The organism is Desulfococcus multivorans (assembly GCF_001854245.1).
GTDB lineage: Bacteria > Desulfobacterota > Desulfobacteria > Desulfobacterales > Desulfococcaceae > Desulfococcus > Desulfococcus multivorans.
Map to the genome: position 1 here is coordinate 3,248,742 of NZ_CP015381.1, position 14,035 is coordinate 3,262,776.

Genomic DNA, 14,035 nt, shown 5'->3' on the forward strand with positions numbered 1-14,035 from the left:
CTGCAGAGTGCCGTCCTATTCCATCTCCGTGGCCGCGTCGATCATGGCGATGATCTGATCGTCCCGGAAGCTGTTGACCTGGAACGCCTTGGCCGGACAGACGCCGGCACAGATGCCGCACCCGGTGCAGATCACCTCGTTGTGGCTGATCTTCCCGTCCTCATCGATAAACGGCGAGCCGAAGGGGCAGAGCCGCAGGCAGGCCAGGCAGGACATGCAAATATCCCGGTTGTGTTTGGAAATAATCCCCGACACGCTCAGACGGTCGTGGGAAAGCACCACGCCCGCCCGGCCGGCGGCAGCCAGTGCCTGACTCAAGGTTTCATCCAGGTTCTTGGGGGCGTGGGCCAGCCCCGCCACGTAAATGCCTTCGCTGGGAAAGTCCACAGGCCGAAGTTTTACGTGGGCCTCAAGAAAATACCCGTCCGGATTGACCGTCAGCTTGTACTGGCGGCCGATCTTCTCGGTCAGCGGATGGGGCCGCAGTCCTGTAGAGAGGACTACCCAATCCGGTGAAAAGCCCACCTCGCGATTGAGAACATAATCATAGGCCGTGACCCGCAGCCTGTCTCCTGATACGGTTACGTCGGGTTTTCGGTCCGGTTCGAAACGAACGAACAGCACCCCCAACGCCCTCGCCCGCTGGTAGTAATCCTCCCGCAGACCGTAAGTCCGTATATCCCGGTATAGAATTGTCACCTGAGCCGTCGGGGAGGCTTCCTTGATGGCGATGGCATTCTTGACGGCATCCTGGCAACAGATCCGGGAGCAGTAGTTGTGGGGTTCCTCGCGGGAGCCGACACACTGGATCATGAGAAAATGCCGGTCTCCCGGATCCATCCCCTGGGCAATCCGCTTCTCCAGATCCCGTTGGGTGATGATCCTGTCACTCTCTCCGTAGCCGTATTCCCGGGGTGTGTATTCCACACCTCCGGTGGCCACGACGATAACGCCATGCTCGAAGACATCTCCGTTGGTGAGGGTGGTCTTGAAATTGCCGATATACCCGCCGGTGCCGTCAACCTCCGCCCCGGTGTGAACGTTGATTCTGGGGTGGGCCTTCACCTGATCGATCCGAGCCTTCACGAATGACTGTACGTCGGCGCCGTCCAAGGTCCGGTAAACGCCTGCGGCCAGACCGCCCAGACGCTCCTCTTTTTCAACGACATGGACATCAAACCCCTGATCTCCCAGGGCCAGCGCCGTCGTCATGCCGGCCAGGCCGCCGCCGATGACCATGGCACCGGGAATCACCGGCACCGACTCCGTCTGTACCGGTTGGAGCTTCCTGGCTTTGGCAATGTTCATTTTGACAATCCGGGAAGCCTTTTGGGTGGCGACATCCTTCTGGCCCATGTGGCACCAGGAACACTGCTCCCGGATGTCCGCCAGTTCGAAAAGATATTTGTTGAGTCCGGCATCCCGAATGGTGTCTTGGAAAAGCGGCGCATGGGTCCGGGGCGTACAGGAGGCCACGATGACCCGGTTGAGCTTCTTTTCCCGGATGACATCCTTGATCCGCTCCTGACCGTCGGGGGCACAGGCGTACATGAGATCGTCCGAATAGACGACCTCCGGCAGCCCCCGCATCTCTTCGGCCACCTTTTTAACATCCACGGTCTGGGCGATATTGATGCCGCAGTGACAGACAAACACCCCCACCCGGGCCTCCTGGCCGGTGATGTCGGTTTCGGGCGGCAGTTCAGGAGCCACGATCTCGGTCCCCCGGGCTTCGCCCAGAAGGGCCATGGCCCGTCCGGCAACGGCGCTGCCCTGGGCCACCGTCTCGGGGATATCCTTGGGCCCCTGGAAGGTGCCCGTGACGTAAACTCCCTCCCGGCTGGTCTCCACCGGTGCCAGGGTAGCGGTTTTGGCAAATCGATGCACATTGGCGTCGATGCCAAAGGTCTTGGCGAAGGCCAGAGCGTCACGGTGAGGCTCAAAACCAATGGAGAGGACCACCATATCGAACATTTCGTCCACCATGGTTCCATCGATTGCCGCATACCGGAGCAGCAGGTTCCCGGTGCCGGGCTCCTCCTTGATGTCGGAAATCATGGTTCGCCGGTAGACGACGCCGTATTGGTTTCTGGCACGATCGACATATTTGTCGAAGTCCTTGCCGAAAGCACGCATCTCCATGTAGAAGATCGTCGGCTGAATGCTGCCGTCGTGCTCCTTGGCGATGACCGCCTGCTTGGTGGCGTACATGCAGCAAACCGAAGAACACCAGGGATTGGCGTTCCGCGGGTCTCTGGATCCCACGCACTGGATCCAGGCGACCTTCTTGGGGTGTCGCTCGTCCGAAGGGCGCTTCACCTCTCCCATGAAGGGGCCGGAGGCGGAGAGAATTCGCTCGAACTGGATGGAGGTCACCACATTGGGCCAACGGCCGAAACCGAGTTCTCCGCGGACCTTCGGATCGTATCGATCCAGCCCCGGACTCAGGATGATGGCGCCCACCTGGAGATCGTAGACCTTCTCCGTATCCTCGAAGTTGATGGCGTCCGTCTCACAGAATTTGGTACAGGCCCTGCACTTCCCCTTGGTCAGATAAATGCAGTTGTCTTTGTCGATGACCCGGGTATGGGGGACCGCCTGGGGCAGGATCGTATAGATGGCCTTACGCTTGCTGAGACCCTGTTCAAAAGTATTCACCACCAGCTTAGGACATTTCTTCTCACAGGCACCGCACCCGGTACAGCGCTCCGGGATCACGAACCGCGGCTGCTCCCGGACGGTTACGGTGAAGTCGCCCGGGAGACCTGAAACCGCCTCGACATTCGAGAGGGTGTGAATTTCGATGTTGGGATGCCGCCCCACCTCCACCATCTTGGGCGAAATCATGCACATGGAGCAGTCACCCGTGGGAAAGGTCTTGTCCAGCATCGCCATTGTTCCGCCAATGGAGGATTCCCGCTGAATCATATGGACCTTAAACCCGCTGTCCGCAAGATCGAGAGCGGCCTGCATGCCGCCGATCCCGCCGCCCGCGATCAGAACCGAGCCGCGTTTGATGTGTTGTCGACTATCGTTCATCTCCCTCCAGCTCCTTTAAAAGTGTGGTCCCGTCTATAAAATGCCGATCCACCTGAAGCGCCTCCGGGGATATTCCCATCGCCGCGCCGACAACCTCTGTGATAAAAAAGACCGGAAGTCGCTCTTCGATACCGCTCCTTCGGCAGAACGCATCCTGATGGGCGTCCAGGTTCAACTGACACATGGGACAGGTCGCCACGAAGCAGTTGGCTCCCCTGAGAAGCGCATCTTTCATGATTTTCCCCATCAGATTCAGGGACGTTTCGGGATCGTTGACGGCAGCCGACGCACCGCAGCAAAAGGTTTTGTGACTCCAGTCGATGGCTTTGACACCCAGTGCGCCCAGCACCGTTTCCATGCCCTGAGGATTTTCCACATCGTCGGGAACCGGCACCGTGAAGGGAAAACGGGTCTGCATACAACCATAGTAGCATACGGGCTTGAGCCGTCTGAACTTTCTCTTGAGCTTGGGCTCGAGGGCGCCCGCCGCGATTCGACCAAGCAGCACCTCTAGAATGGAAGAGATCTTCAAGCCGCCGTTCATTTTTTTGGCGAAAGCACCATTGATCTCCGCCTTCAGCCGGGCGTCGCCTTCAAGCCGCTGCTGTGCCACGAGAGTCCTGGAGTAGCAGGCGGAACAGGGGATTACGATCTCCCGGTACCCGGCAGCCTCTGCAATGCCGATGTTTCGAGCCGGCATGGCCACGGCCAGAAAATCATCCACCTTTCCGGCGGATGTGGCGCCGCAGCAGTTCCAGTCCTCGATTTCCTTCAGCTCAACCCCCAATTCGGAAAAAATCCGGCGGCTCTGGATATCGTACAGCGCGGACGACTGTTTCAGGGAGCATCCGGGGTAATACGCGATTTCCATGATCTACCTCTTTCCTCTAAGGGTTCACGCGGGGTGAGACCCCCGGTTTTTTGCGGGTCTTGCGATATAGCGCCTTGATTTCCTTTCGTCCTTTTGTCGTCATGAAACCGGCATGCATGCGCTTCAGCCTGAACATGGCCATACCCAGCTTCGCCTGCGTCTTCAACTCGTCGACGATGGCCTCGTAATTCCTGGCACGCGCCTCTCTTATGATGTTTTTCATTTCGTAGACACCCATGAATTCCATCTCGTTGACCCGGCCCCACCGCAAACCCGATTCCAAAAAGCTGTCATGGAACGCTGCCACCTTTGGCTGAAGCGGTGCGATGTGTGCCTCCTTGGCCATCTTTTTGAGAGTCTCGGTGATTCTGGCGGTCTGAATGTCGTTGGGGCAGCGCGTACCGCATGTGTAGCAGGAGACGCATTTCCAGACCAGAGGGTTGGAGAGGGCCGTTTCCCGATCGCCCAGAATAACGGTGCGAATCAAGATGTTGGGGGTGAAAAAACCGGTTTCGTCGGCCACCGTACATCCGGCCGCACATCGGCGGCACTGGTAGCAGGCGGTCAGCATCTGCCCCGAGCGTTCCATGACCTCCTGGAGCAGGGGTTTTGCCTGCTCGGGCCTGAATTCGAGTAATGGTCCCGTCATTTTTTCTCCTTCTCCGTGAAGGGTTTTATTTCGAGGCCAGCCCGCATACCGCTGTCGCTGTCGATAGGATCTGTTTCCGTGGAATCGGCGTGATTGGCACCCAAATAGGCGTTGATGCCACCCTGTTTGACAAAGGCAACCTGTCAATCAATGTGCAATGAAAAATTTTATGAATGATATTTATTAGATTTATCGTCGTCCATTTGTCAAGAACAAAATGCCCAGGGGCAGCAATCTTTTTTTTGGAATCAACCAACATGATCACCTCCGCCAACGATCTCATCATCATATTCGACGACGAATGTGAGGAGAGACATCGGCGGACCTTCGCCGGCGGGTAACAGCGTATGGAATTTGAAACGGAAAGAAAGCAGAGGGATAGGGTTGACTTCAAATCTGACATTGTCTATGGTCAGATCGACGATTTGGATGACTCTCAAAAAAAGGAGAAAAAATGGTTCGAACGGAAATATCGCTGTTTCTCAAAAATGTTCCCGGAGAGTTGGGGCGGCTGTCGACCCTCTTCGCCGACGCAGGCATCAACATCGATGCCATCACCATCCAGGATGCCTCGGCCTATGTACAGGCCCTGTTTCAGGCCCGTGGGAAATCCCTGAAGCGGATCGCCTCGAGCGCCAGCTACAACTCCATGCGAAAGGATTCCTCCGAATTCGCCCTGATCCGACTCCTGACGGATAAAACCGAGGAAGCGGTTCAACTTTTGGAAAAGCACGATTATCTCTTCGACACAGTTGAGGTTATCGCCGTCAAGCTCGAAAACCGACCCGGCGAACTGGCAAGGATCACCAACCGATTCGGCGAGGCAGGCATCAACATCAACTACGTCTACGGGTCCGTTTCCTCTCCCGAGGAAAAATGCCTTTTTGTGTTCTGCCCCGAGGATATCCAACTGGCTTCCAGGATTTTCGCCGAGTAACCCCATCGGCGACAGAACACGAGGGCATGCCCCCTGGTCCGGCAGACCAGGGAGCATGCCCAGGATAAGCGGTTTCGTCACATCTTGTATTTGAGGGTGATCTCATCTTCCGAATTGTCACGGGTCTTATCGGGGCCTTCCGGAGGAAATGGGGGCTGAGTGGCAGGCGGCGTCGGGGCATTGCCGGCGACCTTTTCCTCATAGACCCGCATGAGGAACACAGTGGCCAGAGGCTGGGTAAAAAGCCACCCCACGAATACGGAACTGCCGATGGCCGATATCCCCATGAAAAGAATCGCGACGATCACGTGGTCCATCAGCCCGTCCCCCGTCACGATTCGAAAGCTCTCCTTTACGGCATCGATCAGCCCAAAGTTCCGGTCGGTCATGAGGGGCATCATGTACAGGCAGACAAAGGTCACCCCGCAAACGATCACGATGCCGGGAAGGAACAGTATGGAAAAACCGATCATCGATGCAATCGCCACGACGATGCCGAAGGCCAGAAGCGGCAGAAACAGCCGCATTTCCGAAAAAAGGTCCTGAATCTTCGGCTCCCGTCCGCTCCTTACCATCATCAGAATCGACTGCATATAACCAGCCATCGTGACCGGCGCCAGGATCCCGAGGGAGAGGAAACTGACCACCCCCATGACCAAGGTTATAAGCAACAGGGACACGATGTATTTCAGCGTCAGATGCCATGCGGTTTCCAGATGAGACTTAAAATCCATGTTCACTCCTTTTCACACCAGGTATGACGGGTTGATGTTGTTCTATACGAGATATTTCCTGATCTAAAAAAAGTAGATCAAGATACTGTATCCAAAACAAATTTGTCAAATACTATTGCGATTCCCCGAGATCATACTCTGCAGGAAAAAACCGACTCCGATTTGACCGGTGCGGACAACACCACACGAGTGCCGCTGCCGGGCGAAGCGGTGATGACGAACTCTCCGCCGAGATGACAGAGGCGCTCCCGGATGGAAAAGAGTCCGAAACCACCCCCCTCGGCGCTGAAACGATTTTCGGCGGCGTCAAAGCCGACCCCGTCATCCTCTACCACAACGGTGATGCGGTCGCCATTACGCGTGATGCAGATGTCTACATGGGCGGCATGGGCATGCTTGACGACATTGAAAAGCAGTTCCCGAATGGATCGAAAGAGATGGATTTGAGTCGGATCATCCAGAATCTTGATGTCGGCAGTGCAATGAAAATCGATGGTCAGACCATGCCGCTCCGCGATGTCTTCGATATGATGCTTGACCGCAGCCGCAAGTCCAAGTTCGTCGAGAATCGGCGAACTGAGCTCATAAGAAAGCTCCCGCGTTTCCTTGATGATCTCCCGGGTATTACGGATGATGCCGTCGATGGCCGCCACATGGTCGGCGTTCTTCACCGACCGCTTGAGCCGCCCAAGATCGATCTTGATCATCGCCAGGGACTGCACCACGCTGTCATGGATATCGCTTGCGATCTCGCGCCGGTCACGCTCCTCCATCAGGGTCAGCTCTGCCGTCAGAGACCGAAGCTTCATCTGGTGGCGCCGGAGTTCCTGTTCCGTCCGAATCCGTTCTTTATTTTCAAGAGCCAGCCGCAGGTTAATACGCTCCAGTTCGGCCGTACGCTCCCGAACCCGCCGCTCCAGTTCATCGCAGGCATTCCTGAGTTCTCCCGTCCTGAATTTCAACGCCAGGTTATTCCTCAGCCGCGCCAGGAGCTCCGCCCTGCTGAAGGGCCTGGTGATGTAATCCGAAGCGCCCACCTTAAAACCTTTGACAACATCCTCGGGCATCCGCCAGTGGGCGCTGATGAAAATCACCGGGATCTCCCGCGTTTCCTTCCCCCGTTTCAGCCGCCGACAGACTTCGTAGCCCTTGATGCCCGGCATCTCGATGTCCAGAAGGATGAGGTCCGGTCGGAGGTCTCCTGCGATTTCCGGCAGTCCGACCCCACTGGTGGCAAAGGAGATCCGATAGCCCTCCCGATGGAGAATGCAGGTCAAAAGTTGAATATTTTCAAGGAGATCATCCACAATCAAAATCATCGGGGGCATTTTGCTCATCATCCATTCCTTTGGCATCAGCAGCTTGAAATATCTCCTCAGATCGGAAGTACGGCATCTCAACAATTTGTATTCTTTATGATTACCCTAAACCAATTGACAAAAAATGCAAGCGACTTTTGATGCGTCCCGAGAAAAGGGGGCATCGGCCGAAAGCTCCCGGGATCTATCCGTTTGACAAACAGGCGCTTCATCGAATACTGATGGGCGGTATGTGACGTCATTCGGCCGGAGTTTACACCATAAACCGTTTAACATCGCCCGGAGGGAGAACCGATTGACCTCCTCGTTCTCTTCCGGCGTCAACAAAGGAGATAACCATGGCGGGAGTCAACAAAGCGATCATTATTGGCCGGCTGGGGCAGGACCCGGAAATCCGTTACTTTCAGGACGGCTCGGCCGTCGCCAACTTCAGCGTAGCCACATCCGAGGAATGGCGGGACAAGGAGACCGGGGAAAAACGGGAGCGGACTGAATGGCACCGTATCGTTGCATTTCGGAAACTGGCCGAAATCTGCGGCCAATACCTTTCCAAAGGCCGGCAGGTTTATATCGAGGGTCGGATTCAGACCCGGGAGTGGGAGGACCGTGACGGCACCAAACGCTATACGACGGAGATCGTTGCCAACAACATGCAGATGCTGGGGTCCCGGAACGATGTCGGGCCTCAGAATGCTCAGGGCGGTGGATACAACCGCTCTCCCCAAGGCAGTCAGGGAACTCAGAGCGGCGGCTACCCGGGCGGGCCGGGTCCCGGCGGCGGCGGATATCCCGGTGGTCCCACGGGGAGCGGGCCCAGCGCTTCGGAAGGCGCTCCCGACAAAGGGTATTCAGACGACAGGGGTTTCAAAGGGAATTCGCAACCCGATATAGGTCCGGATGACGACGATATCCCCTTCTGATCCATAATCCCCCCTGCACGCGACTCATAAGTCCAGGATAGTCTATTGATAAAAAACGGCTGAATTCAGGGTGGGCATCTTGACCCCAAGACCCACCCCCGAACAGCGCCTTGTCGTTTTCCATGCAAACCATTTCCTGCCGCCGGCGTCTAAAGCCGCCAATGACACAACCCCAAGGAGGCTTCTCCACACCAGGCATCACGGACGGGGCCGGCATCACCGTTGAGACGGCTGATTTCAACTCGTATAACAAGGATGGAGAAATTATTCCGATCTCTACGAAAGATGAACATTTTTCAGGCTGAGGCCGCCCAGCCATTCGGCGTAGGCGTTTCGCCACGAAGGAGAGCACTTCGCGCGTCGCGTCGGCCAGGAAAAGCCGAAGTGACCACACAAGGGGCAAAAAATCGCCAGATGCTCAAGCATTCGGTCGCCGGGATCGGGAAGTTTTTCCCTTCCCATGCCGAAGCCGAAGACGCGATCGATGCCGCCGGCAATAGCGCAAGGATAATAGCCCGAGGGTGTTAGTCCGATGCCGCAATCCTCGATGATTCGGCATCCGGAAGTGTAGTCGGCAAACCGGTACCAAAGGCTGTCGACGGGCGCCTTGTTGAAAGGCCTGAACAACCGTTGTCGGTCGGTCTTGAAGGTGTTTTTGATCTCGACACCATGAGGAAGTCGGTCGAGAACCCGGTTAACCCGGGCACCCCGGCCGTTGGTGCAGACCACGATGCGCAGGTCTGGATTGTGGCGGGAACGATAGGCCAACAGGAGGTGCAGGATGTCAAAAAAATCCCGATGAAGCGTGGGCTCGCCGCCCAAAACCCGGATTCGCCGCCACCGGATGCCCTTCTCGATGCTTTCGCTGATGAAATCGGCGATTCGCGAAGTCGGCATCTCGATGTCGGTCGGGGCCTGGGTACACGACCGGTTGCAATTGGCGCATCGCAGGTTGCAACGGTAGGTGATATCGATCTCCACGAATCGGCGACCGACCGAGAAGGCCGGGCCCATCCGGCGAGTGATGAATCGCTGGGATCGGATGAACTGAAAAAAATCGAGGCTCATCCGTTTCAGCGTGACATTGTGGTGAATTCTACTTTCCTTGTCCATGGATCCACTCTGTTTCAGCGTAAGACGCAATCGCCTCCGGTAAGGGTTTCCGGACACGCCGGCAATAGGCGGCCAAACGGCGGTTGAGGGCATACTCATCCCCCAAGCGCCCCAGCATTCGACGGTATGTATCGCCGCACAGAACATCATAAAGCGCGCGGGTCGTCATGCGCGCGAACCGGACGCCCGCGGTTCCATAAGACGGGCTTCGACCGATACGGGGCATCATGAAGCCGTCATAGGCATTGAGCCCCGGCGGAATCCTGAGAAACACGGGCGAACCGTCCACCTGAACCGTACGGATACTGAGGGCGCGGTTGCAGTTAAAAGCGGCGTACCAGGGCATCGGAAGATCTCCCCGGAGCATCTCGAAATTTCTGCACCCCTTGGTTTCCAGGATGATCCGACGACCCGCGCCCAGGCAATCGATCTCGTCGATGAGAGCGTCGCTGACGCTCCGCGGATCGATGCACCCGGCGCGAGGTCCGTTTCCACTGATCGCAATCCGCCCGTTCCGAAGAAGATCGCATACGCCGGCGTAGGGTTTTTCCGCGAGAACAGCGGGGATGTCCTGAACAGCAAGATCGTTGCCGTAACGCCCGTTTCGCGGCACGAAGAGCAGGATCAGGCGGCGATTCCCACGGAGCATGGCCTCGAATCGCTTCAAATCGATCATGGATTCAAGGTAGTCGTCGCAGAAAAAGACCACGAGGGTCGGCTGATCGGTCTCCACCACTTCCCGAAAATACATGTCCAGGGAGTCAAGAGCGAATCGGCCCAGGGCCGACGACGTCAGGTCGATCAGTTCCCGGGCCACGGCCGAGAGAGCCTGTCGGGATACCGCCCTCACCTTCGCCATGCTCCCGACCCAACCGGGATCAATGGAGATGAGGTTCCGGTTGAGAAGGTCGGACGCCGCCGACGCCGAACTTTTAAGGTTGATGCCTACATATCCGGAAAGTACCGCTGTTTGAATCAACCGCGGGATGTCTGCCGTGCCGTCACCCAGAATGCCGGCATCGGCCATGGTCGCCATCAGGATGAGGCCAAGGCGGTGACAGAGCGCGTTGAATTCGGCATACGGATGAACATTGCGGATGGGGCCGGGGCCGTTGGGCATCATCGACAGCAGCCGAACAAATACATCCTCGTACATTTGCTGAGGCACCGCTCCGTGGAGGGGAAGCCCGGCCGAGATCTCGAATTCCAAAACGTTTCCCGCCTCCCGAAGTGTTTCTTCGACCGCTCTGTTATCCGGTCCCCCCCTATCGACTGGTATTCCTGAACGGGTCAGCATTGTGAGGGTTTTTCTCAGTACCCGGTCCAGCCACTCGTCGTAGGTTTCGAATGTCGAATCGAGGGTATCCTGGAAAATCTCGGGAGCGATTTTTCGATCACCGATCGTCATCGTCCCCGGCCGCCGGAAGGGCCCGAAATAGCGGGCACTTCGCAATTCGGGTGCGGGACGGCGTTCCGGGAACAGAATCCTTCGGGTCAAAGCCCGTCGTTGTTCGGTTGTCGCCCAGACCAATCGCACCTCTTCCGATTATCGTCGCCGGTTGCGAAACAAGTCATCGCGGGCCGCAAGCCGGCCGCTTTCCAAATGGCTTGAAAGACACTCAACGCCGATCATCCGGTCCCTGATAAAAATCCCGCCCGCTGTAGCGTTCCCCTCGCTTCATGAGAAAATAGCCGACCGTCAGAGCGACGATAATCGCTGCGATACCCATCAAGCTCAGGCTGTCCACTTCCTTGAGGTCCAGGATGATGACCTTTCGGGAAATGGCGATGATGGCCACCGATAGAACGACCTCGTAATGAGGTTGTCCCTGGGTAAGATAGGTTTTCATGATGGTCTCCAGGAGCTCGATCCCGATCACGACCAGCATGAAGAGACCGAAGATATCGAGGAGTTGGTTAACGCTCAGGATAAAAATGGGCGGTTCCAGAATATCCCGGAGGATGAGCCATCCGAGATCGATGGTAACAAGCCCCAGCACGATCGCCATCATCACCATCAGCGCCTGAATCATGAACCGTTCATATCGCTTCAGCATATCGAACATGATCTTTGTGCCCCCTGCGTCGACATAAGGTTCAAGAAACGCTTCAGATGATTTTTTGCCGGTATGTTAACCGGACTCGACTGTCGATATTCGTAATATTGACCCGAAAAAGACGGATAACGGCTCCGTTTACCGCGGCTGTCCCCTTCAATCTGACCGTCTGATGTCGTGGGATGCGGCTCGCCATCAGACAGCCCGCCTCCTGGAAATCGAAGATTGATTTGCTAGTATGTATAGTACAGCTGCTGCAGTTCCGCAAGGCTTCTCCGCTTCGAAAGGGCCAGCATAAGCAGGATCCGTGCCTTGGCCGGATTGAGTTCGTCAGAGACGAGAAAGCCAGTTTGGTCGTCGTTCACCTCGACATTCCGGGTTACCGTCCCGGTGGGAACCCGCGAGCTCCGGACGATAACGATGCCCTTGGCCGACACCGCCGCAGCGGTGGAGAGGGTGGCCGCATTCATGTTTCCGTTGCCGTCTCCGGCAATGACGATACCTTTGGCCCCCCGCTCCACCGAACAGTCGATCAGATCCGCAGGCATGTCGGCGCAGGCATACAGAATATCGACACGGGGCAAAACGGTACCGCCCTCCACGGAAAATTCGCTCCGATACGTGTGTCTTCTGAAAGGACGCCTGAAATAGTCGGCCTTCCCGTAAATGACGGTTCCGATCAGCCCGTTGATGGGCGAAAGAAAGGTCTCCACCGACGTCGTATTCGTCTTGGTGAGGGAGTGAGCCCCGTGAATACGGTCGTTCATAACCACCAGAACGCCGCGTCCTTCGGCCCTCGGGTCCGCCGCCACCGCGACGGCGTTGTAAAGGTTCAGCGGACCGTCCGCACTGATGGCGGTGGAAGGCCGCATGGCACCGGTCATGACCACGGGCTTCCGGCTCTTGACGGTCAGGTTGAGGAAATGGGCGGTCTCCTCCATGGTGTCCGTGCCGTGAGTGACGACGATGCCGTCCGCCGCCCCGGCGGAAAAAAGATCGTTGATGCGGTGGGCCAGCCGGATCATGATCGCAAAGGACATGTCCTGAGACCCGACATTGGCGATCTGCTCGCCCCGAACGTCGGCCAGGGCGTCCAGACCCGGCACCGCGGCAACCATGGCCTCGATACCCACCTTGCCGGAGATGTAGCCCGCAGCCGTGTTGAATGCGGCCGTCCCCGCAATGGTGCCGCCGGTCCCCAGGATGACGATCCTGGGGCGGACACGTTTTCTACGCCGATACCGGTTTGTAACCATTTTCATATGCAATCGCCTGAAAGTAAAGGCACACATCGATTACGACACACGGCGCGGCCATTGCCGCCGACCGCCGATGCAGCCCACCTCGGTCCCCATGGCAGAGCCCCTGACGCTAAAACCGCATGGCGTTCGAGGTAATTGATCCGAAGAAAATCTTGTGGAGTCATGAGTACAATTCCCTATCAAAAAATGAAGAGATCTTCCCACTAAATTTGAGAATAAGCACCTATTGCACTTTACACAGCATCATGATAAAGATTCATAATTAAGTTTTTGGTTGTTGTGATAGTAACCGTAAAGGTTGAAGGGGGATAAGCGCCCCATTCGTCAACGGCGCACGCCTTCAGCCTTAAGCCTATGTCCCTGAGACAACGGCGTGGGGCGTTCCCTGGCGGCACCGTCCCCAAGCATCGAAAGTTACGTAGCCTGAAAAGTCGGGCTTCAATTTTGACAATTTTGCGGGAAATAGTGCCCGCTCTTCGAAATTTCATACGATGAAACGAATCATAGCCGCCTTCTTACCGGATTGCTTTTCCGTAAAAATTCGATCGATGATCTTTAAGTTGCATTCGAGCTGCTGCCAAGCCCGTTTTCACGGTGCTGCGAATTTGCAGGACCTGGTCGCCAAGCATCACATACAGACTACCTTTTGGTTTTCGGAGCGTTATGAAACATTTCTATAAATTTTTAGTCTTATCATCTCTTTTTACGATATTTTTTACCGGGCCGGCAACAGAGAAAGCGGCCTTCACGCAGCCCACCTTTGTTTATGCCCGGGAAACAGTGAACATATTGAAGCAACAGGAGAATTCCGGAATTACGCGCAATGTCGATGTTGAAAGCACCGATTCATTTCTCCATGTCCAGGACGGAAATTCCGATCTCAGATCAGGCCCCCTCGCGGTTTTCGGTTTTGGTCTTTTGGGGCTGATGCTCGTACTCCGACGAAGAGGTGACAGGTCCAATCACGGTCAAAATATCTTGAAGACCGCCGACATATCGGGCACAGAAGAGAATGGCCGCCGCGAATGCCGGTCGACGCTGAGGCAGTCGACCTTCAAGCCCGTAGCGCGACTTTCCCAACCCCGCGGGTAAGTCGGTCTCTATCCGGCGACCCGCTGAAAGCCGAGAGTCGCG

11 protein-coding genes are annotated in these 14,035 nt (G+C 56.5%); 2 read left to right on the forward strand and 9 right to left on the reverse strand.

Features of this window, described 5'->3' with window-relative positions; translation table 11 throughout:
- Positions 1–15: 15 nt before the first annotated feature.
- From dmul_RS14190 to dmul_RS14200, 3 genes are read right to left on the reverse strand one after another with little or no spacing between them, the layout of a single operon-like run.
- Complete coding sequence (locus tag dmul_RS14190) at positions 16–3,039, reverse strand: FAD-dependent oxidoreductase (RefSeq protein WP_020877964.1); 3,024 nt, start codon at positions 3,037–3,039, stop codon at positions 16–18.
- Positions 3,029–3,910: a CoB--CoM heterodisulfide reductase iron-sulfur subunit B family protein gene (locus dmul_RS14195; protein ID WP_020877963.1), complete on the reverse strand. Its 882-nt coding sequence runs from the start codon at positions 3,908–3,910 to the stop codon at positions 3,029–3,031. The genes dmul_RS14190 and dmul_RS14195 overlap by 11 nt, the downstream gene beginning before the upstream one ends.
- A gap of 16 nt (positions 3,911–3,926) precedes the next feature.
- Positions 3,927–4,559 (reverse strand): 4Fe-4S dicluster domain-containing protein, encoded by a 633-nt coding sequence (locus dmul_RS14200; protein WP_020877962.1) that lies wholly within the window; start codon positions 4,557–4,559, stop codon positions 3,927–3,929.
- Positions 4,560–5,013: 454 nt separating this feature from the next.
- Here dmul_RS14200 and dmul_RS14205 point away from each other — a divergent pair, with 454 nt between their 5' ends.
- Positions 5,014–5,496: an ACT domain-containing protein gene (locus dmul_RS14205; protein WP_020877961.1), complete on the forward strand. Its 483-nt coding sequence runs from the start codon at positions 5,014–5,016 to the stop codon at positions 5,494–5,496.
- A 77-nt stretch (positions 5,497–5,573) separates the two neighbouring features.
- Here dmul_RS14205 and dmul_RS14210 read toward each other — a convergent pair whose 3' ends face one another.
- Positions 5,574–6,230 carry a hypothetical protein gene (locus dmul_RS14210; protein ID WP_020877960.1) on the reverse strand — a complete coding sequence of 219 codons (657 nt, stop codon included), beginning with the start codon at positions 6,228–6,230 and terminating at the stop codon, positions 5,574–5,576.
- Positions 6,231–6,361: 131 nt separating this feature from the next.
- The gene (locus dmul_RS14215; RefSeq protein WP_159449736.1) at positions 6,362–7,558 is read right to left on the reverse strand and encodes an ATP-binding response regulator; all 1,197 of its coding nucleotides are present in this window, start codon (positions 7,556–7,558) and stop codon (positions 6,362–6,364) included.
- A 329-nt stretch (positions 7,559–7,887) separates the two neighbouring features.
- On the opposite strand from dmul_RS14215, the gene dmul_RS14220 reads away from it, so the two are divergent.
- Complete coding sequence (locus tag dmul_RS14220; protein ID WP_020877958.1) at positions 7,888–8,469, forward strand: single-stranded DNA-binding protein; 582 nt, start codon at positions 7,888–7,890, stop codon at positions 8,467–8,469.
- 276 nt (positions 8,470–8,745) lie between these two features.
- Here dmul_RS14220 and dmul_RS14225 read toward each other — a convergent pair whose 3' ends face one another.
- The 4 genes from dmul_RS14225 to dmul_RS14240 all read right to left on the reverse strand — a co-directional run bounded on the left by dmul_RS14225 (position 8,746) and on the right by dmul_RS14240 (position 12,901).
- Entirely contained in the window at positions 8,746–9,582 is an 837-nt protein-coding gene (locus tag dmul_RS14225; protein WP_020877957.1) for a radical SAM protein, read from the reverse strand.
- A complete protein-coding gene (locus dmul_RS20510) occupies positions 9,566–10,990 on the reverse strand; it encodes an ARMT1-like domain-containing protein (RefSeq protein ID WP_020877956.1) in 1,425 nt (474 codons plus the stop codon). Before dmul_RS20510 ends, dmul_RS14225 begins: the two co-directional genes overlap by 17 nt.
- Before the next feature lie 211 nt (positions 10,991–11,201).
- Positions 11,202–11,648: a phosphate-starvation-inducible PsiE family protein gene (locus tag dmul_RS14235; protein WP_020877955.1), complete on the reverse strand. Its 447-nt coding sequence runs from the start codon at positions 11,646–11,648 to the stop codon at positions 11,202–11,204.
- A 224-nt stretch (positions 11,649–11,872) separates the two neighbouring features.
- Entirely contained in the window at positions 11,873–12,901 is a 1,029-nt protein-coding gene (locus dmul_RS14240) for a type II asparaginase (RefSeq protein ID WP_020877953.1), read from the reverse strand.
- Positions 12,902–14,035 lie beyond the last annotated feature (1,134 nt).

Coding starts and splice junctions, on each gene's coding strand:
- dmul_RS14215 (WP_159449736.1), bottom strand. CDS start 7,558: ATGCCCCCGATGATTTTGATTGTGGATGATCTCCTTGAAAATATTCAA.
- dmul_RS14225 (WP_020877957.1), bottom strand. CDS start 9,582: ATGGACAAGGAAAGTAGAATTCACCACAATGTCACGCTGAAACGGATG.
- dmul_RS14240 (WP_020877953.1), bottom strand. CDS start 12,901: ATGAAAATGGTTACAAACCGGTATCGGCGTAGAAAACGTGTCCGCCCC.
- dmul_RS20510 (WP_020877956.1), bottom strand. CDS start 10,990: ATGACGATCGGTGATCGAAAAATCGCTCCCGAGATTTTCCAGGATACC.
- dmul_RS14190 (WP_020877964.1), bottom strand. CDS start 3,039: ATGAACGATAGTCGACAACACATCAAACGCGGCTCGGTTCTGATCGCG.
- dmul_RS14205 (WP_020877961.1), top strand. CDS start 5,014: ATGGTTCGAACGGAAATATCGCTGTTTCTCAAAAATGTTCCCGGAGAG.
- dmul_RS14210 (WP_020877960.1), bottom strand. CDS start 6,230: ATGGATTTTAAGTCTCATCTGGAAACCGCATGGCATCTGACGCTGAAA.
- dmul_RS14195 (WP_020877963.1), bottom strand. CDS start 3,910: ATGGAAATCGCGTATTACCCCGGATGCTCCCTGAAACAGTCGTCCGCG.
- dmul_RS14220 (WP_020877958.1), top strand. CDS start 7,888: ATGGCGGGAGTCAACAAAGCGATCATTATTGGCCGGCTGGGGCAGGAC.
- dmul_RS14200 (WP_020877962.1), bottom strand. CDS start 4,559: ATGACGGGACCATTACTCGAATTCAGGCCCGAGCAGGCAAAACCCCTG.
- dmul_RS14235 (WP_020877955.1), bottom strand. CDS start 11,648: ATGTTCGATATGCTGAAGCGATATGAACGGTTCATGATTCAGGCGCTG.